Annotated in this window: 23 protein-coding genes and 1 pseudogene; 16 read left to right on the plus strand and 8 right to left on the minus strand. The window is 73.6% G+C overall.

The genetic code is table 11. The annotated features are described in order from the left end of the window. The first annotated feature begins 7 nt into the window (after positions 1-7). The 4 genes from IE255_RS19690 to IE255_RS19705 all read left to right on the plus strand — a co-directional run bounded on the left by IE255_RS19690 (position 8) and on the right by IE255_RS19705 (position 4945). Positions 8-1501, plus strand: coding sequence for a SulP family inorganic anion transporter (locus tag IE255_RS19690; RefSeq protein WP_190051629.1), 1494 nt, complete (start codon positions 8-10; stop codon positions 1499-1501). A gap of 168 nt (positions 1502-1669) precedes the next feature. Beyond that, a complete protein-coding gene (locus IE255_RS19695; RefSeq protein ID WP_190051630.1) occupies positions 1670-2530 on the plus strand; it encodes a slipin family protein in 861 nt (286 codons plus the stop codon). Between the two features lie 90 nt (positions 2531-2620). Further along, entirely contained in the window at positions 2621-4003 is a 1383-nt protein-coding gene (locus tag IE255_RS19700) for an alkaline phosphatase PhoX (RefSeq protein WP_190051631.1), read from the plus strand. Between the two features lie 84 nt (positions 4004-4087). Beyond that, positions 4088-4945, plus strand: coding sequence for a PPK2 family polyphosphate kinase (locus IE255_RS19705; RefSeq protein WP_190051632.1), 858 nt, complete (start codon positions 4088-4090; stop codon positions 4943-4945). Positions 4946-4957: 12 nt separating this feature from the next. Here IE255_RS19705 and IE255_RS19710 read toward each other — a convergent pair whose 3' ends face one another. Both IE255_RS19710 and IE255_RS19715 read right to left on the minus strand, forming a co-directional pair. Continuing rightward, positions 4958-5443 (minus strand): SRPBCC family protein, encoded by a 486-nt coding sequence (locus IE255_RS19710; protein WP_190051633.1) that lies wholly within the window; start codon positions 5441-5443, stop codon positions 4958-4960. Further along, complete coding sequence (locus IE255_RS19715) at positions 5440-5814, minus strand: ArsR/SmtB family transcription factor (RefSeq protein ID WP_190051634.1); 375 nt, start codon at positions 5812-5814, stop codon at positions 5440-5442. The genes IE255_RS19710 and IE255_RS19715 overlap by 4 nt, the downstream gene beginning before the upstream one ends. Before the next feature lie 98 nt (positions 5815-5912). Here IE255_RS19715 and IE255_RS19720 point away from each other — a divergent pair, with 98 nt between their 5' ends. The 6 genes from IE255_RS19720 (at position 5913) to IE255_RS19745 (ending at position 11864) form a co-directional block, all read left to right on the plus strand. Then, positions 5913-7430, plus strand: coding sequence for an FAD-dependent oxidoreductase (locus tag IE255_RS19720; RefSeq protein ID WP_190051635.1), 1518 nt, complete (start codon positions 5913-5915; stop codon positions 7428-7430). Positions 7431-7492: 62 nt separating this feature from the next. Then, complete coding sequence (locus IE255_RS19725) at positions 7493-8341, plus strand: polysaccharide deacetylase family protein (protein WP_190051636.1); 849 nt, start codon at positions 7493-7495, stop codon at positions 8339-8341. Between the two features lie 18 nt (positions 8342-8359). After that, a complete protein-coding gene (locus IE255_RS19730; protein WP_190051637.1) occupies positions 8360-8539 on the plus strand; it encodes a hypothetical protein in 180 nt (59 codons plus the stop codon). Between the two features lie 464 nt (positions 8540-9003). Then, on the plus strand, positions 9004-9765 hold the full coding sequence (locus tag IE255_RS19735; protein WP_190051638.1) for a peptidyl-tRNA hydrolase: 762 nt from the start codon (positions 9004-9006) through the stop codon (positions 9763-9765). 70 nt (positions 9766-9835) lie between these two features. Further along, positions 9836-10297, plus strand: coding sequence for a DUF7144 family membrane protein (locus IE255_RS19740; protein ID WP_190051639.1), 462 nt, complete (start codon positions 9836-9838; stop codon positions 10295-10297). A 178-nt stretch (positions 10298-10475) separates the two neighbouring features. Continuing rightward, positions 10476-11864, plus strand: coding sequence for an MbnB/TglH/ChrH family RiPP precursor modification enzyme (locus IE255_RS19745; RefSeq protein ID WP_190051640.1), 1389 nt, complete (start codon positions 10476-10478; stop codon positions 11862-11864). 109 nt (positions 11865-11973) lie between these two features. Here IE255_RS19745 and IE255_RS40385 read toward each other — a convergent pair. Then, positions 11974-12282: pseudogene (locus IE255_RS40385) on the minus strand (lycopene cyclase family protein); the annotation flags it as partial. A 255-nt stretch (positions 12283-12537) separates the two neighbouring features. On the opposite strand from IE255_RS40385, the gene IE255_RS19755 reads away from it, so the two are divergent. The 3 genes from IE255_RS19755 to IE255_RS19765 all read left to right on the plus strand — a co-directional run bounded on the left by IE255_RS19755 (position 12538) and on the right by IE255_RS19765 (position 15878). Next, the gene (locus IE255_RS19755; RefSeq protein ID WP_190051641.1) at positions 12538-13278 is read left to right on the plus strand and encodes a DUF4142 domain-containing protein; all 741 of its coding nucleotides are present in this window, start codon (positions 12538-12540) and stop codon (positions 13276-13278) included. A gap of 86 nt (positions 13279-13364) precedes the next feature. After that, entirely contained in the window at positions 13365-14135 is a 771-nt protein-coding gene (locus IE255_RS19760) for a TIGR04222 domain-containing membrane protein (protein ID WP_190051642.1), read from the plus strand. A gap of 114 nt (positions 14136-14249) precedes the next feature. Next, positions 14250-15878, plus strand: coding sequence for an alpha/beta hydrolase (locus IE255_RS19765; protein ID WP_190051643.1), 1629 nt, complete (start codon positions 14250-14252; stop codon positions 15876-15878). On the opposite strand, the gene hemQ is transcribed toward IE255_RS19765, so the two are convergent. Both hemQ and hemG read right to left on the minus strand, forming a co-directional pair. Then, complete coding sequence (hemQ, locus tag IE255_RS19770; protein WP_190051644.1) at positions 15879-16622, minus strand: hydrogen peroxide-dependent heme synthase; 744 nt, start codon at positions 16620-16622, stop codon at positions 15879-15881. Between the two features lie 5 nt (positions 16623-16627). Next, a complete protein-coding gene (gene hemG, locus IE255_RS19775; RefSeq protein ID WP_190051645.1) occupies positions 16628-18118 on the minus strand; it encodes a protoporphyrinogen oxidase in 1491 nt (496 codons plus the stop codon). Between the two features lie 155 nt (positions 18119-18273). Here hemG and IE255_RS19780 point away from each other — a divergent pair, with 155 nt between their 5' ends. Together IE255_RS19780 and IE255_RS19785 are read left to right on the plus strand one after the other, a co-directional pair. Further along, the gene (locus IE255_RS19780; protein ID WP_190051646.1) at positions 18274-19281 is read left to right on the plus strand and encodes a DUF4349 domain-containing protein; all 1008 of its coding nucleotides are present in this window, start codon (positions 18274-18276) and stop codon (positions 19279-19281) included. A gap of 27 nt (positions 19282-19308) precedes the next feature. Continuing rightward, positions 19309-20700: an FAD-dependent oxidoreductase gene (locus IE255_RS19785; protein ID WP_190051647.1), complete on the plus strand. Its 1392-nt coding sequence runs from the start codon at positions 19309-19311 to the stop codon at positions 20698-20700. 99 nt (positions 20701-20799) lie between these two features. Here the strand turns inward: IE255_RS19785 and IE255_RS19790 are convergent, their stop codons facing one another. After that, positions 20800-21132: a hypothetical protein gene (locus IE255_RS19790; RefSeq protein ID WP_190051648.1), complete on the minus strand. Its 333-nt coding sequence runs from the start codon at positions 21130-21132 to the stop codon at positions 20800-20802. A 103-nt stretch (positions 21133-21235) separates the two neighbouring features. Continuing rightward, positions 21236-21544 carry a DUF1330 domain-containing protein gene (locus IE255_RS19795; protein ID WP_190051649.1) on the minus strand — a complete coding sequence of 103 codons (309 nt, stop codon included), beginning with the start codon at positions 21542-21544 and terminating at the stop codon, positions 21236-21238. A 222-nt stretch (positions 21545-21766) separates the two neighbouring features. Here IE255_RS19795 and IE255_RS19800 point away from each other — a divergent pair, with 222 nt between their 5' ends. Next, complete coding sequence (locus IE255_RS19800; protein WP_190051650.1) at positions 21767-22273, plus strand: MarR family winged helix-turn-helix transcriptional regulator; 507 nt, start codon at positions 21767-21769, stop codon at positions 22271-22273. 46 nt (positions 22274-22319) lie between these two features. On the opposite strand, the gene IE255_RS19805 is transcribed toward IE255_RS19800, so the two are convergent. Further along, on the minus strand, positions 22320-23528 hold the full coding sequence (locus IE255_RS19805) for a PP2C family protein-serine/threonine phosphatase (RefSeq protein WP_190051651.1): 1209 nt from the start codon (positions 23526-23528) through the stop codon (positions 22320-22322). Positions 23529-23570 lie beyond the last annotated feature (42 nt).

The following is a 23570-nucleotide window of genomic DNA, read 5'->3' on the forward strand; positions in this document are numbered from 1 at the left end:
GGTGACCATGCTGTCGAAGTTCCCTTACCTGAGGCAGGACTTCCTCGCCTCCATCGTCGTCTTCCTGGTCGCCGTGCCGCTGTGCGTCGGCGTGGCGGTCGCCTCCGGCGTCCCCGCCGAACTCGGCCTCATCACCGGCATCGTGGGCGGCATCGTCACCGGGCTCATGCCCGGCAGCAGCCTTCAGGTCTCCGGGCCCGCCGCCGGTCTCACCGTGCTGGTCTTCGAGGCCGTCAGCGAGTTCGGGGTGGGCACGCTCGGCGTGATCGTGCTGATCGCCGGCCTGCTCCAGCTCGCCATGGGCTTCCTCGGGATCGGCCGCTGGTTCAGGGCGATATCCGTCTCGGTCGTCGAGGGCATGCTCTGCGGTATCGGCCTGGTGATCATCGCCGGGCAGATCTACGCGGCGGCGGGCCTGAAGGCGCCGGATTCCGGTATCGGCAAGATCGCGGGTCTGCCCGGGGCGTTCGCCGACGCGCTCGGCAGCACCACGGCCCTGATCTCCCTCGCGATCGGCGCGGGCACCATCGCCGTCATCGTGCTGTGGAAGAAGCTGCCGAAGGCCGTGCAGACCGTGCCCGGCGCCCTCGCGGCGGTCGTCCTGGCCACGGTCGCCACGCTCGCCTTCAGCCTGCCGGTCGCCACCGTCCAGGTGGAGGGTCTGCTCGGCGTCATCCAGCCGCCCGGGGCCGAGGCCTTCGGCGAGCTGGCCGGCCCGGCCATCTGGGGCACCATCATCGCGTTCGCGCTGATCGCCTCGGCCGAGTCCCTGTTCAGCGCGGCGGCCGTGGACCGGCTGCACGACGGTCCGCGCACCGAGTACAACAAGGAGATGGTCGCCCAGGGCGCGGGCAACACCCTGTGCGGTCTGCTCGGCGCGCTGCCGATGACCGCGGTCATCGTGCGCAGCTCCGCCAACGTGGCGGCGGGCGCGAAGACCAAGGCCTCGCGTGTGCTGCACGGCGTGTGGCTGCTGCTGTTCGCCGCCGCGATGCCGTGGGCCCTGGCGCTGATCCCGATCCCCGCCCTGGCCGGCATCCTCGTCCACGCGGGCTGGAAGCTGATCCCGTTCCGCCAGATCACGGCGCTGTGGCGGGCTCACAAGGGTGAGGCCTTCATCCTGGTCGTCACCGCCGTGTCGATCGTCGCGGTGAACATGTTCGAGGGCGTGCTCATCGGTCTGGCCCTGTCGGTTGTCAAGACCGCCTGGGAGGCCTCGCACGTCAAGCTGGAGGTCATCGACAAGGGCGCCGGCCCGATCCAGGCGTACCTGTCGGGCAACGCCACCTTCCTGCGGCTGCCGAAGATCCTCGACAGCCTGGAGGCGCTGCCCCAGGACCGCCCGGTCGAGCTGGACCTCTCGGGTCTGCACCACCTCGACCACGCCTGCCGCACGGCCCTGGAGAGCTGGGCCGAACGCCACAGCGCGACGGGCACCGAGCCGGTGAAGGTCACGGAGCCCGAGGCGTCGCCGGAGGCCGAGAAGGTCACGGCCGCCTAGTCCGCCCACCGGAACACCGGCACCCCTGGGCCGGGGCGCGCACACCATGCGCGCCCCGGCCTTTCGCATGCCCCGGCCTGCCGGGACGCCGCGGCATGGCCCCGCACCCTGTTCCAGGCATATCGTTACAGGAACAGACGAATCAGGACCTCTGACGGGGAGGTCGGCATGGTCGAAGAGCTGATCGGGGCCGTGGCGGCGGCCGGGGCCGGTGGCTTCGTGTACCTGGCTTCGGCGGCACGGATCGTCAAGCAGTACGAGCGCGGGGTCGTCTTCCGGCTCGGGCGCCTGCACGGGGAGGTGCGGCGGCCCGGGTTCAACCTCGTCGTCCCCGTGGTGGACCGGCTGCGCAAGGTCAACATGCAGATCGTGACCATGCCCGTGCCCGCCCAGGAGGGCATCACCCGCGACAACGTGACCGTGCGGGTCGACGCGGTGGTGTACTTCAAGGTCGTGGACCCGTCGGCGGCGATCGTCAACGTCGAGGACTACCGCTTCGCCGTCTCGCAGATGGCGCAGACCTCGCTGCGCTCGATCATCGGCAAGAGCGAGCTGGACGACCTGCTGTCCAACCGGGAGAAGCTCAACCAGGGCCTGGAGCTGATGATCGACAGCCCGGCGGTGGAGTGGGGCGTGACCATCGACCGCGTGGAGATCAAGGACGTCTCCCTGCCGGACACCATGAAGCGCTCCATGGCCCGCCAGGCCGAGGCCGACCGTGAGCGGCGGGCCCGTCTGATCAACGCCGACGCGGAGTACCAGGCGTCGAAGAAGCTGGCCCAGGCCGCCCACCAGATGGCGGACACGCCCTCGGCGCTCCAGCTCCGGCTGCTCCAGACCGTGATGGCGGTGGCGGCGGAGAAGAACTCCACGCTGGTGCTGCCCATCCCGGTGGAGCTGCTCCGGTTCCTGGAGAGGGGCCATGAGAGCCATGAGGCAGGCCGGCAGACCTCCGCGGAAGACGCCGTCGCCGATGTGGAACAGGCCCAGGAGGCCATGGAGGAGCTGCGGCACGCGGTCGAGCAGTGACCCGTGCCACGCGCGTGGTTCCCGCCGTCCGCACCAGGTGGTAGACACAGCGGGATCACAGTTCCTGTCCGCCAGCAGGAAGGTTTCCTCATGACCATAACCGGTCGTTCCGCCACACGCCGTCAGGTGCTCGCCGGGACGGGTGCCCTGGGCGTCGGGATCGCGTTCTCCGGCGCCCTCTCCGAACTCTTCGCCGGCACCGCCGCCGCGCAGAACCTCGGCCGCACCGGCTACGGCCCGCTCGTCCCCGACCCGAAGGACCTGCTCGACCTGCCGGAAGGTTTCCGCTACCGGGTCCTCTCCCGCGAGGGAGACCCGCTCCGCTCCGGCGAGGGCGACGTCCCCTCCCACCACGACGGCATGGCGGCCTTCGCGGGCGGCGGCGGCCGGGTCCACCTGGTCCGCAACCACGAGAACCGCGCCGACGGCAAGGGCCCGGTCCCCGCGGTCGAGGGCCTGACGTACGACCCGGTCGGCAAGGGCGGCTGCACCACCCTGACGCTGGACTCCCGCAACCACGTGCTCTCCGAACGCGTCTCGCTCGCCGGCACGGCCGTGAACTGCGCGGGCGGACCCACCCCGTGGGGCACCTGGCTGACCTGCGAGGAGACCGAGGACAAGGCGGGCACCAACGGCTACGCCAAGGACCACGGCTTCATCTTCGAGGTCGACCCGGTCGACCCGCGCCGCACCGGAGCCGTACCGCTGACCGCGATGGGCCGCTTCCCGCACGAGGCGATCGCCGTCGACCCCCGGCGGGGCGTGGTGTACGAGACGGAGGACGCCTTCCAGAAGCCGTTCGGCCTCTTCTACCGCTTCCTGCCGGACCGGCCGCTGGGCGGCCGGGGTTCGCTGCGCGCGGGCGGGCGGCTCCAGGCCATGCGCGTGCCCGGCGTACCGGACCTGTCCTCGATCCAGGACATCGGCGCCGAGTTCGACGGCGTCGAGTGGGTGGACGTGCCGGACCCGCAGGCCGCGCGGACGCCGATCCGGCTCCAGGACTTCGGCCGCAAGGGCATCACGCACGCGCAGAAGCTGGAGGGCTGCTACTGGGGCGGCCGGTCGGTGTACTTCGTGTCGTCCTTCGCCCGCAGCGCGGACGGGTCGGCGGCCGACCACTTCGGGCAGGTCTGGCGGTACGACCCGGACCGGCGGCGGCTGACCCTCGTCATCGTCTTCGGGCCGGACACCGACGTGCGGATGCCGGGCGAGTCGCCGGACAACATCTGCCTGGCGCCCAGCGGCGGCCTCATGGTCTGCGAGGACGGCGGAGGCGCCCAGCACGTCTACGGCGTGACCAGGCGCGGCGAGGTGTACGCCATGGCCCGCAACCGGCAGAACATCGGGACCCCGGAAGAGCCCGAGTGGGGTGAGTTCGCCGGGGTCACCTTCTCCCCCGACGGCGACACGATGTACGTCAACTGCTACGCGCCCGGCACCACGTTCGCGGTGACGGGGCCCTGGCGCCGGTAGGGACGACCGCCTCCGGCCGGGGCGCCGGGTGCGCGGCCCGGGGCCCCGCCGGACCGTCGAGGCACAGGACCGGAAGGGGGCCCGGTGGCGCGGAAGGACAGCACCTCGTTGCGCAAGCGGCTGCGCCTGCCCGGCGGCGAGCCGGTCGACCTGTCCGCCCACGACGCCGCCACCACCCCCGGCGGCCCGGGCGGCAAGGCGGCGGGCAAGGCCGCCACGGCCCGGATCGGCGGGCAACTCGCCGGTCTCCAGGAACGGCTGTGGGCCGCGAGCACCGCGGGCGACCGGCGCCGGGTACTGCTGGTCCTCCAGGGCATGGACACCAGCGGTAAGGGCGGCACGGTCAAGCACGTCATCGGGCTGCTCAACCCGTCCGGCTGCCGCATCACCGCGTTCAAGGCACCCACCGCCGAGGAGCGCGCGCACCCCTTCCTGTGGCGCGTCGAGAAGGCGCTCCCGCTCCCCGGCGAACTGGGCATCTTCGACCGCTCGCACTACGAGGACGTCCTCATCGCCCGCGTCCGCGGCCTCGCCCCCGCCGCCGAGATCGACAGCCGCTACGAGCTGATCAACCGCTTCGAGAAGTCCCTCGCCGACGACGGCGTGACCCTGGTCAAGTGCTTCCTGCACCTCTCCTACGAGGAGCAGCGCCGCCGGCTGCTCAGGCGCCTCGACAGGCCGGAGAAGCGCTGGAAGTTCGCGCCCTCCGACATCGACGACCGCGCCCTGTGGCCCGCGTACCAGGAGGCCTACGAGACCGCCCTGGAGCGCTGCGGCACCTCGTACGCGCCCTGGTACCTGGTCCCGGCCGACCACAAGTGGTACCGCAACTGGGCGGTCAGCACGCTGCTCCTGGAGCACCTGCGGGAGCTGGACCCGCGGTATCCGGAGCCGGACTACGACGTGGCGGAGTGCCGGAAGCGGCTGCTGGAGCAGTCCTGATCGCGGGCCCGGTCAGGAGGCGAGCAGGGCGTCGATCTGGCCGACGGCCGCTGTCAGGCCCTCCACCGCGCCCATGCCGATCACCTGCTCCATCTGCTCACGGGAGTCGAAGAGGGAGCGCATCTCCATCCGGGTGCCGCCGCCGTGCTCGGTGAGCCGTACCCGCACGGTATTGACCGGCATGTCGTCCCTGGGCTTTCCCTCGTCGTCGGCGAAGCCGTCGGTGAACTCCAGGGACGTGGGCTCGGCGACCGAGGTGATCCGCCACCAGCCGTGGTGCCGGTCGCCCTCCGGACCGGTCATGAAGTAGGTGACCTCTCCCCCGGGGGTCAGGTCGTGCTGCTCGACGGTCGCCGGGTAGGTCGGCGGGCCCCACCAGCGCTCCAGCTGGCGGGGGTCGGCCCACAGCTGCCACACGCGCTCGACCGGGGCGGCGAAGTCGGCGATCAGGGTCAGGGTGAGGTGGTCGAAGTCCTTGTCGACACTGGTGACGCTCATCTCTCGGGTCCTTCCGTGGTGTCGTTCCGTGCGGCTTCCGGGTCCTCGGCGAGCAGCCGGGCCATCCGGTCCACCCGCCCGCGCCATGCCGACTCGAGCTCGTCGAGGGCCTGGCGCGCCCGGTCCACCGCGTCGGGGTCGGTGCGCACGAGCTGCTCCCGTCCGCTGCGCTGCTTGGTGACGAGACCCGCCCGCTCCAGCACCGTGACGTGCTTCTGCACCGCGGCGAAGCTCATCGGATAGGCCTCGGCCAGCCGGGACACCGACAGCTCCCCGCGCACGCAGCGGCGCAGTATGTCCCGGCGGGTGGTGTCGGCCAGGGCGTGGAACAGCCGGTCCACCGCCTCGTCACCCGACTCATCTACAACCATTTGGTTGTACATTAGCCCTGCCGGCCTCTTCTGTACAGCGCATCCGCGAGGCGACACGCCGGACACTAGAGCGGGCACACCGGGGTACTCGGTGGCGCATGAGCGAGAAGCAGCAGGTCAGCAGCTCGTACTGGCTCGAGACGGCCCCGGACGGCCGGCACCCGGCGCTGACGGAGGACCTGGACGTCGACGTGGCGGTGATCGGCGGCGGGATCGCCGGGCTGTGCACGGCGTGGGAGCTGACGCGGGCCGGGCGGAGCGTGGCGGTGCTGGAGGCCGGGCGGATCGCGGCCGGCGTCACCGGGCACACCACCGCCAAGGTCACCGCCCTGCACACACTCGTCTACGACAAGCTGCGCCGCACCCGCGGCCCCGAGGGCGCGCGGCTGTACGCCCGCTCCCAGTCCGAGGCGATCGAGCGCGCGGCCGGGATCGTCGAGGAGCTGGGCATCGACTGCGACTGGGAGACCAGGAGCGCCTACACGTACGCCCGCGACGCGGGCCGGGTGGACGAACTGCGGGCCGAGGCGCGGGCCGCCGCCGAGGCCGGGCTGCCCGCCTCGTTCGTGGCGGAGACCGGGCTGCCCTTCCCGGTGGCGGGCGCGGTCCGGGTCACCGGGCAGGCGCAGTTCCATCCGCGCAAGTACCTGCTGGCCCTCGCCGCCGACCTGGCCGGACGCGGCGGGCGGATCTTCGAGGACACCACCGTCCTCGGTCTGGACGAGGGCGAGCCGTGCCGGCTGTCGACGACGACCGGGGCGGCGGTCCGGGCCCGGGACGTCGTCGTGGCCACGCACTACCCGATCTTCGACCGGGCCCTGCTCTTCGCCCGGCTGTCCCCGCGCCGCGAGCTGGTCGTCGCCGGGACGATCCCGGCGGACCAGGACCCGGACGGCATGTTCATCACGCCCGACGAGGGCATCCGCTCGGTGCGCACCGCGCCCCACGAGGGCGACCGGCGCCTGCTCATCGTCACCGGCGAGCACTTCACGCCCGGCACGGGCGACCCGCGCGCCCGGTTCGAGCACCTCACCGCCTGGGCCACCGGCCACTTCCCCGACCTGGAGGTCACCCACCGCTGGGCCACGCAGGACAACGACCCCACCGACACCGTGCCGATGGTCGGCCCGCTGCACCCGGGCGCGCGGCACGCCTATGTGGCCACCGGCTTCGGCGGCTGGGGGATGAGCGGCGGCATGATGGCGGGCCGCCTCCTCGCCGCGCAGATCATGGGCGAGGAGTGCGAGTGGAGCGGGCTGTACGACCCGCGCCGGGTGAAGCCCGCGGTGCGGGAGGCGCCGTCGTTCCTGAAGACCCAGGCCAAGGTCGCGGGGCACTTCGTGGGCGACCGGCTGCGGCCCTCGCCGCCGGTGGAGTCCCTGCCTCCGGGCGAGGGCGCCGTGGTCCGCGCGGACGGCCACCGCCTCGCGGTCTACCGGGACGACGACGGCGCCCTCCACGCCGTCTCCGCCCGCTGCACCCACCTGGGCTGCCTGGTCTCCTTCAACGCCGCCGAACGCGCCTGGGAGTGCCCCTGCCACGGCTCCCGCTTCGACACGAACGGCAAGGTGATCCAGGGCCCGGCGACCAAGCCGCTGGAGCAGCGGGACATCTGACGGCCGGGTGACACCCGGGTCCGGCAGGCATAAGCGGACGATCCCGTTCATATCTTCATACGGTGATCACCCTTCTCCGCCGTGCCACCGCCGTGTGCGCGCTGAGCGCGGCCCTCGCGGCCTGCGGGACCGACCGGTCCCCGCAGGCCGTCCCCGCGCCGGTGTCCGCGCCGCCGTCGAGACTCCCGGCCCCGGCGCCCCCGACCCTGGCGCCCGGCCCCGCCGGTCTGACCCCCGTCTTCGAGCACGGCCCCCGCACGCACGGCAGGACCGTCGCCCTCACCTTCGACGCCGACATGACCGCCGGGCAGGGGGCGCGGGCTGCGGCGGGCGAGCGGTTCGACCATCCGCGGCTGATCGCGACGCTGCGCGCGCTGAGGGTGCCGGCCACCGTGTTCATGACCGGGCGGTGGGCCGAGCAGTACCCGGACCAGGCCCGCTCCATCGGCCGGGACCCCCTCTTCGAGGTCGCCAACCACTCCTACAGCCACTACGCGTTCACGCCGGACTGCTACGGCCTGCCGACCGTGTCCGAGGAGCGGATGCGGTCGGACGTGGAGCGGGCGTACGCGGCCTTCCGCAGGGTCGGCGTGCCGGAGCCGATGCCGTACTTCCGTTTCCCCGGCGGCTGTTACGACCGGCGGGCGCTCAGGGCGCTGACGCCGACCGGGGTGACCGCCGTGCAGTGGGACGTCGTCGGCGGAGACGCGTTCCAGACTGACGCGGACGCGGTCGTCCGGCAGGTGCTGGACGGGGTGCGGCCGGGCTCGGTGGTCGTGCTGCACTGCACGCGCAGCGCCGCCCCGGCGACCGAGCGGGCGGTGCGCGCGATCGTGCCCGGGCTGCGCCGCGAGGGCTTCCGGTTCGTGAAGGTCTCCGAGCTGATCGGGGCCGTGGGCGATCGGCCGTGACCGGCCTACGCTGGACGTATGAGCGAGGACGACTACTGCCTGATCGACGCGACCAGGCCGCCCCGGGCGGACGGGCCGCCGTACGCGGAGTGCGTGCTGTGCCGGGAGCCGACGGAGTACCCGGAGTCGTACAAGGGCATCACGCTCTGCCCGGTCTGCGAGTGGCAGGAGGCCGAGCGCACGTCCTGCTCGGGTTGACCGGAGGGCGAGGAGCGCACCGGCCCCGGCCGGCACGGCGGCGGTGATCAGCCCCGCCCGGGGCCGGCGGCAGTGATCGGGCCCGCCCGGGGCCAGCGGCAGCGGCCCAGCGCCCGACCGCGAGCCGGTCATCAGGCCCTGCATCCCGCCTGGGCGGGCGAGCCGGCAGCCACCGGGGGCAGCGGCACCGCGAGCAGCAGGGCCAGGACGGCCCGGCCCCGCAGGACGGCGGCCCGGCCCCGCGAGCGCGGCAGCTGCCGGTGGTGAGCGAGGGCGGCGGCCGGTGGTGAGCGAGGGCGGCAGCCGTGCCGTTCTTCGCCGCGGACGAGCCGGCCCGGCCACCGTCAGGGTCGACGCCGTGCAGCCTCCCGGGGCCGCGCACGCCGCGGCGGCGGCCCGCGTTCCCCGGCGCGGGAAAGGGCGGGCCCGGTCTCCACGATCTTCCGGCTGGCACACTGGGTTCCGTGAGCCAAGACCCGACGCCCGTGAGTGACAGCCCCTTCCGGTCCGAGCCATCGGCGCGCGACACGGCACCGCAGTTCGTCCTGCCGCTGGTCGTGCGGATCGAGCGGGGGGACCCGCCGGCGCGCACGGACGCGCTGGAGACGGCCGCCCGGGCCGTGCTGACGGTCCTGAGCGACGAGCGGTCGGCCGGCGACGGCGAGTGGGCACGGGCGATGCGGGACTGGCAGGACGCCCGGATCCGCAAGGTGGTGCGGCGGGCGCGCGGCGCCGAGTGGCGGCGGGCGGAGGCGCTGCCCGGTGTCACGGTCACCGGCAAGTCGGCCGAGGTACGGGTCTTCCCGCCCGTCCCGCTGGACGGCTGGCCCAAGGACCTGGCCCGGCTCCAGGTCTCCGGCACCGACCTGGACGACCCGGAGCCGCCGCTGCCGGCGGACCCGGCCGCCCCCGTGCTGTGGACCAACCCGGACCTCGGCATGTCGGCCGGCAAGGCGATGGCCCAGGCCGGACACGCCGCGCAACTGGCCTGGTGGGAGCTGTCCGAGGCGGAGCGGACCGCCTGGCGCGAGGCGGGCTTCCCGCTCGCCGTACGCACGGCCGATCCGGCCCGCTGGTCCGAACTGACCGGCGCCGGACTGCCGTTGGTCCGCGACGCGGGGTTCACGGAGATCGCGCCCGGCTCCTGCACGGTCGTCGCGGACCACCCGGCGCTGCGCCGGGAGCCGTACGGGACCGGCGGCCCGGCACCCACCCGTTCGGAGTAGCCGCGGGCGCGCCGGCCGCGGACGGGTGCTCCAGTGGGGTTACCGGACAACCCCGACCCAGGAGGCAGCCATGACCAGCGCCGCGCCCCCTCCCCCCGCTCCGCCCGCCCCCGACGACCGGACGCCCGGCGGCCCCGGCCCGGGCGGTTCCGGCGACCCGTGGGCGGCCGGGGGCCTCGCTCTCGGCGGCACCCTGATGGTCGTCTACGGCCTCTTCGCGGTCCTCCAGGGCATCACGGCGATCGCCGACGACGAGGTGTACACGAGCTTCGGCGACTACGTCTTCGAGTTCGACCTGACCGCGTGGGGCTGGATCCACCTGGTCGTCGGCGTGCTCGTCGTGGCGGCCGGGTTCGGCCTGTTCGTCGGGGCCACCTGGGCCCGGATCGTGGGCGCGGTCGTGGTCGGCCTCGCCCTGATCGCGAACTTCATGTGGCTGCCGTACCAGCCGTTCTGGTCGATCATCATGATCGTGACCGGCCTGTTCGTCCTCTGGTCGGTCTTCAACTACCGCTCCACGCGCGCGGTGTAGGCGCCGCCCGGCTCTCTACCAGCCACGGGCGGTCGGCGCCGGCGCGAGCCCGGTGCCTCCGTCGGTGGGGCCGAACCTCAAATGTTGCTCTGAAGGCGACCCCGGCGGGGTTCGGGGGCGGGCGCCTGGGCCATACCCCCCTCACGTTCGAGGATCCGGCGGTGCGGAGGAGGGGACGATGGAGCGACTGGGGACGGGCATCGGGTGGCGACCGGAGATCGCGGACGCCGTGGAGCGCATGCCGGGCATCGACTGGGTCGAGGCCGTGGCCGAGAACGTCTGCCCCGGGCATCTGCCCGAGTCGCTGCGGCGGCTGCGCGAGCGCGGCGTCACCGTCGTACCGCACGGCGTCTCGCTCGGCCTCGGCGGCGCGGACCGGCCCGACGAAGGACGTCTGGCCGCGCTGGCCGAGCGGGTGGAGGCGCTGGGCTCGCCGCTGGTCACCGAGCACATCGCGTTCGTCCGGGCGGGAGGCGCCCTGACGGCGTCCCCGCAGCTGGAGGCGGGCCACCTGCTGCCCGTCCCCCGGACCCGGGACGCCCTCGACGTGCTGTGCGAGAACGTGCGCATCGCGCAGGAGGCGCTGCCGGTGCCGCTGGCCGTGGAGAACATCGCCGCGCTGATCTGCTGGCCGGGCGAGGAGATGACGGAGGGCCAGTTCCTGTACGAGCTGGCCGACCGGACCGGGGTCCGTCTCCTCATCGACGTGGCCAATCTGCACACCAACCACGTCAACCGCGGCGAGGACCCCGCCAAGGCCCTCGCCGAGCTGCCGCTGGAGGCCATCGCCTACGTCCATGTCGCGGGCGGCTTCGCACGCGACGGCGTCTGGCACGACAGCCACGCCCACCCCGTGCCCGAGCCGGTCCTCGACATCCTGACCGACCTCGCCTCCCGCGTCTCCCCGCCGGGTGTGCTGCTGGAACGCGACGAGAACTTCCCGGAACCGGCGGAGCTGGAGGGCGAGTTGGCGTCGATCCGGCGGGCCCTGGCGGCCGGGGCCGTCGAGCGCGTGAAGACGGAGCTCCGCTCGGCGGGCCGGGCGGCCGCCCGACGGGAGGCGGGCCTGCCCGGGGCCCCGCGGGAGGGCGATGAGACCGGGGCGGCCGGGGCGACACGGGGCGCCTCCGGCCTGCCCCACCCGGACGCCGGTGCCGCCCGGCAGCGGCTCGGGCTCGCGCAGGCCGCGCTGCTGTCCGCGCTGGTCGCCGGGACGCCCGTGCCCGAGGGGTTCGACCGGGTGCGGGTGGGCGTCCAGGCGCGGGCGCTCGCCGCGAAGCGGGCGGACGTCGTGGCGAAGGTCGCGCCCGAGCTGCCGGAGATCCTCGGGGCGGACTACCGCCCGGCCTTCCTCGGCTACGCCCAGACCCACCCGATGACCGGCGGCTACCGGCGCGACGCCCTCACCTTCGCCGAGCACCTGCTGCACACCGGCCGGCCCGGGGACGACCAGGCACGACGGGAGCTGCGCGCGTGGTGGCAGGAGCGTTCGGGCCCCACCCCACGCTCCCGGCGCCCGGCCCACCGACTCGTCAGCGCCACACGCAGGGTCCTCCTACGGCGTTGAGACGAGCCGACCCGGGCCGCGCTCACCCACGTCACTCGCGGCCCGGGGACCGCCCGGGATCGTCTTCCGCTGGTCCGGCACCGCGTCGCCCGCCGGGGCGCCACCCCGGCCGTAGTGGCCAGGATCGTCTCCGGGTCCAGCCCGAACAGCCCCGGCTCCCCCAGTCGTCGTGGGACTTGCCGCGCGGCTGCTCGACGGTGGTGCAGCCGTAGTCGAACCCCGAGCCGAGCAGGTTGACCCTGTTGCGCAGGCGCAGGACGCGCTCGTCGCCGACATCGCTGGGGCCGCCCTCGACGACGCAGACGCGGCATTCGGAGTCCTCGCTCAGCCGGGCGGCGAGCACGCAGCCGGCGGTGCCGCCGCCGACGATGACGTAGTCGTAGGCGGACTCGGTGCCGTGCGCGGGAGCGGTGGCCATGCGGCGCCCGACGCCGCCCCTGCGCGCCCGAGTGTGCCGGGGCTAACACCCGGGGCAGGCCCGCCGGAGCCATGGAATGTTTTGCCCCTCTTCGCCCCGGCGAGTCCCCCGCCGCACCTCCCCCAATCGTCCCGACTTGCTCCCGATACAACCCTTCGGTCCCGTACGGCAGTTGACGTAGACCCCTCGGTAACATGTCAACTCCGCACCCGAAGCGCACTAGCGTGCGGTGCCGTACCAGGAGGCACCACCACCATGCGACCGCGACCCCCTGTCCAGGGCCGAGGCATCTTCAGCGGCACGGGGCTCATCGTCACGTGTCTGACGGCGACGCTCGCCGCGCTGGTCTTCCCGGTCTGGTTCTCCACCGACCAGTCGGGGACGGCACCGAACGTGCTGAGCGCGCAGACCCTGGAGACGAGCTACGGGCCCTTGTCCGCCCTCGACCAGGACTTCCTCGTCAAGGTCCGGCTGGCCGGGCTGTGGGAGCTGCCCGCGGGGCGGCAGGCGGAGTCGAAGGGGACCACACCGGCCGTGCGGACGGCGGGTCGGCACCTCGTCGAGGGGCACCGGTTCCTGGACGAGCGGGTCCGGGGCGTCGCCTCCCGGCTGGACCTCGCCCTGCCGGACGAGCCCAGCGACGAGCAGAAGCAGTGGCTGGCCGCGCTGGACGAGGCCCGGGGCGCGGAGTACGACCGCCGGTTCGCCAACATCCTGCGGATCGCCCACGGCAGGGTCTTCTCGGTCGTCGCCCAGGTCCGCGCGAGCACCCGCAATTCCCTGGTGCGCGAACTCGCCGACGACGCCAACACCACCGTCCTCGACCACATCAAGGTCCTGGAGGCCACCGGCTACGTCGACTTCGACGCGGTGGCCCGCGACATGGCCGGCGCGAGCCCGCCTCCGGTCCCGGCCCCGCCCCCGGCCTCCGGCCCGCTCCCCGGCGCGACCTACCCGCTCCCGCCGCCCGCCTACAGCCCGCCACCGGAGCAGTGAAACGGAACGTCACATACCGACAACACTCCGTCCGGATCGTGAACGAGGCATGGTGCTCTCACGACCGTGTCACATACAAACAACATATGCTCTGGGTTCTTTTCCTGCTGGCGGCCTGGGCCGTGGCCGGCACGGCGTGCACGCGCCTGTGCCTGGCCGCCGTACGCGCCGCGGCCAGCGGCGCGGACACCGGCCGCGTCCATGAACTCACGCTGTACGAGGCCGCGTTCCTCTCCGGCGGCCCCCGGAGGGTCGCCGACGTGACCCTCGTCGCCATGGCGCGCCAGCGCCGCCTGCTCCTGGCCCACACCGGCTGGGCGACGGTCGTCGATCCGCGCGGGCGGGACGAGATGGAGCGGTCGGTGATAGGAGCCATCGGCCCCGAGGGGCAGTCCCGCATCGCGCCGGTGCGGGCCACGGCCGCCGCCGCGGACGCGGTACGCGGGATCGCCGACGGGTTGGTACGCGCGGGGCTGGCGGTGCCCGACAGCGCCCGTACGACGGTCGCGGCGGCGGTCCGGCAGGTGCGCGGCGCGGCCCTCGCCGTCCTCGGTCTCGGCACGGCCGCGCTGTTGACGCCCGTCCCGCCGGACATGCCGCGGCATCTGGTCGCCCTGTGGTTCGCGTTGCCGCTCGCCCTGGCCCTGAGCTGCCTGGCGGTCGCGCGGATCGAGATCCACCCCTACTCGCGCTGGGCCTCCCCGGCCGGTCAGCGGCTGCTGGGCGCGCTGACCCGGACCGCGGACGGCTCCGCCGACGACCGTACGTACCTCACCTCCGTGGCCGTACGCGGCGTCCGCGCGATCGGCGAACCGGACCTGCGCGCCGCCTTCGCACACCGCGAGGCACACGACTGACGGACCGGGGCGCACAGGGGGCATTGGCTCCGACACCGGCGGACGGTGCTTGCCTTCCCCCCTCCCCGAACGAAACATCCCTTTCGTCGCCACCGTGCACCGAAGGGAAACGCGATGAGAGCCGCCCTCCTCTACTCGGCCGCGGGGTCCCTGCTGCTGAGCGCCCTCACCGCGGCCCCGGACGCCGAGGAGCGGTCGGGGGCGGCCGAGATGCGCGGCACCGCCGTGGCCGCCGCGCGCGCGAAGGCGGCGGGCATCGACTTCGGCCCCTGCCCCGACGCCCAGGACCTGCCGGGCAGCATGCGGTGCGGCACCGTGACCGTCCCGTTGGACTACGCCCGGCCGGACGGCAGGCAGATCCGACTCACCGTCAGCCGGGCCCGGGCCACCCACAAGGACCCGCGCAACGGCAAGCACCGGGTCCGCCGGCAGGGTGCCCTGGTCTACAACCCCGGCGGGCCGGGCGCCACCGGCCTGTACTTCCCGCTCATCGGGCTGCTCCCCGAGTGGAAGCGGATCGCGGCCGCGTACGACCTCGTCGGCTACGCCCCGCGCGGGGTGGGCCGTTCGGCGCCGCTGTCCTGCAAGGACCCGAAGCAGTTCTTCAAGGGGCCCACGCAGGCGCCGACGCACCCCTCCGAGTCGTACAAGAAGGAACGCGTCGCGCAGGCGAAGGCGTACGCGCGCGGCTGCGCCGAGCGGGCCGGCGGCGCGCTGCGGCACTACCACTCGCTGAACAACGCCCGCGACCTGGACGTGCTGCGCGCCGCGCTCGGCGAGGAGCGGCTGACCTTCATGGGCTCGTCGTACGGCACGTACTTCGGCGCCCTGTACGCGACGCTGTTCCCCGCGCACGTACGCCGGATGGTGTTCGACTCGGCGGTCGACCCCGACCCGGAGCAGATCTGGTACCGCAACAACCTCGACCAGTCGGCGGCGTTCGAGGGCCGCTGGCGGGACTTCCGGGAGTGGATCGCCCGGCACCACGCCGTGTACGGGCTGGGCCGGACCGCGCGGGAGGTGCGGCGCAGCTACGAGCGGGCGAAGGCGCGGCTGGCCGTCGAGCCGGCGGGCGGGAAGGTCGGGCCGGGGCAGTTGCAGGGGGCGTTCCTCCAGGCCGGGTACTACGACGACCAGTGGCCGCACCGGGCGCACGCGCTGTCGGCGTACCTGAAGGGCGACCCCGGGCCGCTGGTCGAGCAGGCGGCCCGGCATCCGGAGGCCGCCGCCGAGGCGGAGAACGCACGCGCGGTCTATGTCGCCGTCGAGTGCAACGACGCCCCCTGGCCGACGGACTGGGCGGTGTGGGACCGGGACAACACCCGGCTCGCGCGGGTGGCGCCCTTCGAGACCTGGGACAACGTGTGGACGAACCTGCCGTGCGCCTACTGGCGGGCGCCCCGGCAGCGGCCGCTCGACGTCTTCACCGGGCCGGGCGAGCTGCCGCCGACGCTGATCCTGGCCGCCGAGCGGGACGCCGCCACGCCGTACGACGGCGCCCTCGAACTCCACCGCCGCCTCGCGGGCTCGGTCCTGGTGACGGAGCGGGACGCCGGCGCGCACGGCCTGGCGGGCGGGCCGAACGCCTGCGTCAACGGGCACATGGAGGCGTATCTGCTGGAGGGGCGGCTGCCGGGACGGCGCGCGGACTGCGCGTCGCACGCCGAGCCGAAGCCGGCTCCGGAAGCCGAGTCGCGGTCGGCGGCCCCGGAGCGGGCCGGGGCCGCCGGGCAGCCGCGCTGATCAGGCCAGACCCGCGACCAGCTCGGCGATGTCCTTGCGGCGGCCTGTGAAGAACGGCACCTCCTCGCGGACGTGCCGGCGGGCCTCCGAGGCGCGCAGGTGACGCATGAGGTCGACGATGCGGTACAGCTCGTCGGCCTCGAAGGCGAGGAGCCACTCGTAGTCGCCGAGGGAGAACGAGGCGACGGTGTTGGCGCGCACGTCCGGGTAGCCGCGGGCCATCTTGCCGTGGTCGGCGAGCATGCGGCGGCGGTCCTCGTCGGGCAGCAGGTACCAGTCGTAGGAGCGCACGAAGGGGTAGACGCTGACGTAGTTGCGCGGCGTCTCGTCGGCGAGGAACGCCGGGATGTGCGAGCGGTTGAACTCGGCGGGGCGGTGCAGCGCCATGTTCGACCACACCGGCGTGAGCGCGCGGCCCAGCTTGGTCCGGCGGAAGAGGTTGTACGCCTCCTGGAGCGCGTCGCTGGTCTCCGCGTGCCACCAGATCATGAGGTCGGCGTCGGCGCGCAGGCCCGACACGTCGTACGTGCCGCGGATGGTCACGTCCTTCGCGGCGAGCTGGTCGAACAGCTCCTGGACCTCGTCGGCGTACCCGGTGCGGTCCTCGGGGAGGACGTCCTTCAGCTTGAAGACGGACCAGAGCGTGTAGCGGATGACCTCGTTGAGGTCCTTGGCCAGCTTCCCCTTGTTCGGGATGCGGTCGGGCGCGGTGCCGGAGGGCGTGGTGGAGGCGTCGTCACTCATGGTCCTCATTCTCCCGCTCCGCCGTGCAGGCTCTGCACCGGGTGGGCGGTGAGTTCCTCCACACCCCGCAGGTCGCCGTGGATCTGGTCGACGGCGGCGTAGGCGCTCGCGATGCAGGCGGGGATGCCGACGCCGTCGTACGGGGCGCCGCAGACGGCGAGTCCCGGGAGCCGGGCGACGTGCTCGCGGATGCGGGCCACGCGCGCGTGGTGGCCGACCGGGTACTGGGGCAGGCCGTCGTCCCAGCGGGTGACGCGGGTGGCGACGGGCGCGGCGTCCAGGCCGGTCGCCGCCTTCAGGTCGTGCCGGGAGACCTCCACCAGCTCGGCGTCGTCGCGGCGGAGGATCTCCGTCTCGCCGTACCGTCCGACGGAGGTGCGCAGCACGACCAGGTCGGGGCTTTCCTCGGTGATCCAGCCCCACTTCTGCGAGGCGAAGGTGGAGGCCTTGATGGTCCGCCCGTCGACCGGCGGCACGAGGAAGCCGCTGCCGTCGGGCAGGGCCGTCTCGGCGCGGCGGTAGGCGAGGGTGACCAGGGCCATGGAGGCGTACTCCACGGCGTCGAGCTCGGCGGCGGCCTCGGGGGTCTCGGTGCGCAGGAGCCGGGCGGCGACCGGGGCGGGCACGGCGAGCACCACCGCGTCGGCATGCAGCACCCGCTCACCGGCGACCACGCGCCACACCGCGCGAGGCCCGGTCGCGTTCGCCGGGTCCGGTGGAGCCACCCTGCGCAGCTCCGTGACCGGGGTCCCCGTCAGGATCTCGCCCCCGCGGGCCCGGACCGACTCCGCCACCGCGAGCGGCAGCGTGCCCACGCCGCCCCGGAGGCCCATGAACACCGGGCCCGTCTGCTGTGCGGCGGCGGCCTTGGCCTGGATCTCGCGGACGCCCTCCGTCAGGGAGGCATGGTCCCGGGCGGCCTGGAAGAGCTGCGGGACGGCCGAGCGCATCGAGATGCGGTACGCGTCGCCCGCGTAGACACCGCCCAGCAGGGGTTCCACCAGGCGGTCGACGACCTCCCGGCCGAGGCGCGCCGCCACGTACTCCCCGACCGCCACGTCGTCGCCGACCTCCGTGCGGGGCAGCTCGGCGTCGCGCTCGATGCGGGCGAGGCCCTCGTCGGACAGCACGCCGGACAGGGCGGCGGCGGTGCCGGGCACGCCCATCACATGCCCCTTGGGCATCGGGCGCAGGGCGCCGCGCGTCCAGATCGAGGCCGTCGCCGTCGCGGGCGGCTGGAGGCGGTCGGCGAGGCCCACCGCCCGCGCGAGCGCCACCGCCTCGGGGCGGCGGGCCAGCATCGACTCGGCGCCGAGGTCCACGCGCGCGCCCGCGACCTCCCCCGGCAGCAGCTTGCCGCCGACCCGGCCGGAGGCCTCCAGGACGGTGACCCGCGCCCCGCGCTCCAGCAGCCGGTGAGCGGCGGCCAGCCCCGCGATGCCCGCCCCGACGACTACGACCTGCCCCGTGCCCGCACGGGCTTGAACTTCGCGCATGCCCCAAGCCTCTCAGACCCCACTGACAGCGCCGCCGGGCCCCGGTGTCCCGGACGAGTCCCGACCGTGACCGCATCGGAACCGTCCCGGACCAAACGTCCGGCGCGGTCCGGGCGTCGAAGAAGCGTCAGCCGAATCGACCTCGGGGGATGCCCATGCGCACGCGACGATCCGTACGACGCCCCGCCCCGGCCCTGGCCGCGCTCCTGCTGGCCGCGGCCCTCGCCCTGACGGGGTGCAGCGCCGGGGGCGAGGACTCCGCGGGCAGCGCGGCGGCCGACCGCGGCTTCGCCGGCCCCGAGGCGGACAAGGGGTCGGGAGCGCAGGAGGCCGCGCCGGGCCGCGCCGGAAGCGGGGCCGGAAGCGGCTCCCGGGCCACCGCGCCGCCGAAGCTCACCGCGAGCCACATCATCCGCACGGCCTCGCTGACCGTGCAGGTCAAGGACGTCCCGAAGGCCCTGGCGGAGGCGCGCGCCGGCACCGAGAACGCGGGCGGCTACGTCGGCAACGAGACCACCACCCGGGACGGGGAGGGCCGCGAGCGCACCCGGGTCGTGCTGCGCGTGCCCGTCGACAAGTACGACGAGGTCCTCGCCGACCTGGAGGGCACGGGCAGGCTCCTCGACCGCAGCGCGAAGGCGGAGGACGTCACCGACCAGGTCGTGGACGTGGAGAGCCGGATCAGGTCGCAGCGCGCCAGCGTGGCCCGGATCCGCGAGCTGATGGACCAGGCCACCAAGCTCAGCGACGTGGTGACCCTGGAGGGCGAGCTGAGCTCCCGCCAGGCCGACCTGGAGGCCCTGCTCGCCCGGCAGGCGTCCCTGAAGGACCGCACCAGCCTGGCCACCATCACGCTGTCGCTGTCCGAGACACCGGTGAAGAAGAAGGAGGCGAAGGACGACGACCCGGGGTTCCTGGACGCGCTCGCGGGCGGCTGGAACGCGTTCGTGACGATGCTGCGCTGGCTCGCGGTGGCCCTCGGCGCGGTCCTGCCGTTCGCCGCGGTGACGGCCCTGATCGTCCTGCTGTGGCTGCGCGTCATACGCCCCCGCCTCCCGCGCCGCCCGCGGCCCGCGCCCGCGGCGAGCGCACTGGGCCCGCTGCCGGTGGCCCGGCCCGCCCCGGAGCCCGCCCGCTCCCGGGAGCCGGGCGAGGAGGACTGAAGTTCCCTGCTCCCGTAGCGTGTTCGCATGAACATGAGCCGTACGCGCGGGGAGCGACTGGTCGTGATCGGCGGCGACGCCGCGGGGATGTCCGCGGCGTCGCAGGCCCGCCGGCTGAAGGGCCCCGACGAGCTGGAGATCGTGGCGTTCGAACGGGGCAACTTCACGTCGTACTCGGCGTGCGGCATCCCGTACTGGGTGGGCGGCGACGTCACCGACCGGGACCGGCTCATCGCCCGCACCCCCGAGGAACACCGCGCGCGGGACATCGACCTGCGGCTGCGCACCGAGGTCACGGAGCTCGACCTCGCCCGGCAGCGGGTACGCGCGCGTGACGTCGACTCCGGCGCCGAGTCCTGGACGCCGTACGACAAGCTCGTGATCGCGACCGGCGCCCGGCCGATCCGGCCGGACATGCCCGGGGCCGACGCCCCCGGGGTGCACGGCGTGCAGACGCTGGACGACGGCCAGGAGCTGCTCGACTCGCTGGCACGCACGCGTGGCCGTCGCGCGGTGGTCGTCGGGGCCGGTTACATCGGCGTGGAGATGGCCGAGGCGCTCATCAACCGCGGCTACCAGGTGACGGTCGTCAACCGCGGCAGCGAGCCCATGTCGACCCTGGACCCCGACATGGGCCGCCTGGTGCACGAGGCCATGGAGGGCCTGGGCATCACGATGGTGAACGACGCCGAGGTCACGAAGATCCTTACGGGCGACGACGGGCGGGTGCGAGCGGTGGCCACGCAGGACCGCGAGTACCCGGCGGACGTGGTCGTGCTCGGCATCGGCGTACGCCCCGAGACGACCCTGGCGCAGGCGGCCGGTCTCCCGCTCGGCACGCACGGCGGGCTCCTCACGGACCGCTCGATGCGGGTGCGCGGTCACGAGGAGATCTGGGCGGGCGGCGACTGCGTCGAGGTCCTCGACCTGGTCTCCGGCCAGGAACGGCACATCGCCCTCGGTACCCACGCCAACAAGCACGGCCAGGTCATCGGCACCAACGTCGGCGGCGGCTACGCCACGTTCCCGGGCGTGGTCGGCACGGCGGTCAGCAAGGTCTGCGACCTGGAGATCGCGCGCACGGGCCTGCGCGAGAAGGACGCCCGCCGCGTCGGGCTCCGCTTCGAGGCGGTCACCATCGAGTCGACCAGCCGCGCGGGCTACTACCCGAACGCCTCCCCCATGACGGTCAAGATGCTCGCCGAGCACCGCACGGGCCGCCTCCTCGGCGTGCAGATCGTGGGCAGGGAGGGCGCGGGCAAGCGGGTCGACATCGCGGCGGTCGCCCTCACGGCAGGCATGACGGCGGAACAGATGACCACGCTCGACCTGGGCTACGCCCCACCGTTCTCCCCCGTCTGGGACCCGGTCCTGGTAGCGGCCCGCAAGGCGGCGGCGAAGGTCCGCAGTTCTCTCTAGACATAGCGCAGGAATCTGACCTCAGGGGCGCGGGGAACTGCGCGACAAGCCACGGTCTGCCCGCACCCGGCATCAAACCCGCACCCCTACGGCGAAACCCTACGCAGTCCCAGCCGTACCGGTGATCCGGTCGATCGCCTGCCGCGCCTGCTCGGCCGGCGGCCGAGACGGCAACGACGACACAGACGCCGAGGCAGCCGTCACCGCCGGCGGCTGCTCCCCCGCCGGCTTCGCATGCGCGGCAACCCGCGACGAACGCAGCCGATGGCTCACCGCCTCCTCCAGCGTCACGGGCCGCCGCATCTGGGACGCCAGCCGCCCGGCCTCCTGGCCGAGGCGCGCCACGTCCTCCCAGGGCAGCCGCACCACCAGCGTCAGCTCCGCCTCGCCGTCGGGCAGGGCGTGCATCGGAGGAGTAACTCGGTCGTTCATCGCCTGATCCTCACGTCGGCCCCGCGACCCGCCTTCCCCGCGCCGCGGGCGGTTGCCGACACATACGCACGTCCGGACGGCTCCGTTCACCGGCCCCGCCGATTCACGGCGAGAAGCCCTCGGGCACCGTGCCCTCGACGAACAGCATGTCCACACGAACCATGCCCTCGCGTATCGCCCGGGCACGCCGGTACTCCGGGGAGTCGTACCACTCCCGGATCCGGTCCATGTCGGGAAACTCGATGAGCACGAACCGGGAGGAGTCCCAGGTGCCTTCGGCGGGCTCAGGTGTCGGGCCCGCGACGAGGTAACGGCCGCCGTGGCTGAGGATGGAGTCCTGGGCCACGCGTGCGTAGGCCAGGCCGGCCTCCTCGTCGAGCACATCGATGTTGACGATGACGTAAGCGGGCATGAGATCCCCGTCCTTCGGCACGGCGTGTACGGATGTCAGCGCCGAGACTATTCGGCACAGCCCCACCCCCTGACCACTTGCCCGGCGCGAGTGGGCACCCGACCCTCCCCGTACGGCTCGGGCTCCGCGTACGACGGCGGCTTGCACCGCGGTTCTCCGGGTACAGCGATGGGGTGAGGGGGACCCCCGCACTGCCCGGAGCTTACTGAGAGAGATGCGCCCGTGACCCATCTCGTCGGCTCCCGCGACGACGATGCGCAGGGACCGGGCGATGGCCCGGAGGCCATCGCGCGGGACATCGCCGATGCCGTGGAGAGCCTGGCCAACCTGTGGTCGCTGGCCACACAGGAGGCGGCCCTGAGGTTGTCCCTGCACCAGTTGCGGGCTCTGCGTGCTCTGGGAGCGGCATCGGAACTGAATCTCACCGCGCTGGCGGAGCGCTTGGACATAGGGCTTCCCACGGCCAGCCGGTTGTGTGACCGGTTGGAGGCGGCCGGTCTCCTGGAACGTGCTCTGCATCCGCACAAGCGTCGCGAGGTGCGGCTGATTCTCACCGCGCACGGCCTGGATGTGCTCAGGGATGTCGCCGCACGTCGGGCGCAGGCGCTGGCGGTGGCGCTGGGGGCGATGGAGCCCGATGAGCGGGTTGCTCTGAGCCGTGGGATGAAGGCGTTCCTCGCAGCCCAGGAAGCTGTCCTTCCGCGCGCCTCACATGCCGATCACAGCTAGTGAGGTGTGGGCGGCTCAGGCGTCACGGCGAGTAACCCCGGGAAGGTCACATGGCGTTCCGGGACGGAGTGGCCGCGTCGATGCCGCGCCCGTTCCAGTCGAGGCAGACGACAGCGGCGTCCGCGGTGAGCTGTCTGCTGCCGAAGTGCTCGATGAGACCGGCCACGATGGAGCGCGCGGCCTCGTGCGGGGGCGCCAGTCGTGCGGCACTGAGGGTCTGCCGGAGGGCACGCTCGCCGAAGAGGCCGCCGTCCGCGGAGCGAGCGCCGTGCACACCCGAGCTGACCGCGATCAGCCGGTCGCCCGGCTCCACGTGGAAGGTCTGCTCCTGGTACGGGGTCTCTTCGAACATGCCGAGCGGGAGCTGTGCTTCCAGTGCGATCTGTTCGATGGTCATGCCGCGCTGGCGGAAGAGCTGGGGGGATCCGGCGTCGACGGCGTGGACGGTGCCGGTGTCGAGGGCGAAGTGCAGCAGCAGGGTGGAGGCGTAGACCTTGCCACCGTACTGGGCGTAGATGGCTTGGTCGGCCAGGCATGCCTGGTCGGCGAGGCCGATGCCGGCGCGGCGGGCGTTGCGCAGGGCGCCGACGGTCAGGCTGGTGAGCAGGGAGGCGTCGATGCCCTGGCCCATGCCGTCGGTGACGGTGAGGATCAGGTGGTCGGCGCTGGTGGACCAGTCGAAGTTGTCGCCTCCGATGGCGTAGGCGGGCTCCAGGTGGGCGCCGATGACGTACTCCTGGCGGGCGCACCCGCGGCCGGGGAGCAGTTGCCACTGCATTTCCGCGGCGAGGGTGAGGCGGCGGGTGCGGCGGGCCTGTAGGTACAGGTCGGTGTCACGGCCGGCGGTGTCGACCTCATGGCCGAGCGCGGTGGCGAAGTCCGCGAGCCGGAGCACCATGGCTGGGTCCACGGCAGGGGACGGCAGGCGGACGGAGAGGACGCCCAGCCGATCGCCGCGCACGGTGATGGGCAGGTGCACCACCTCGGTCGCCGGGTCCCGGGTGACCTCGACGACCGGTGCCTGGGTGTTGAAGGCGCGTCCGGCCGGTCCGTCGTGGGCGGGGACGGGCTCGCCGGTGTGCGGCAGGTGGGTGACGGGCTGCAGGACCGTCAGCCCGTAGTCGGCCAGCAGCAGGGTCACGTCCTGGGCGCCGGCGCGATCGGCCAGCAGGCGGCCGGCGGTGGCGACCAGCGCATGGGGTGGAGCGGCGCGCAGCAGGCTCTCCGCGGAGGCGGCCGGTTCCGAGGTGTTCATGGCATCCGCCCTCTCCGCTGGTGGTTTCCACGCTATCGCGGC

The sequence above is a fragment of the Streptomyces lomondensis genome, from assembly GCF_014651035.1.
Taxonomy (GTDB): domain Bacteria; phylum Actinomycetota; class Actinomycetes; order Streptomycetales; family Streptomycetaceae; genus Streptomyces; species Streptomyces lomondensis.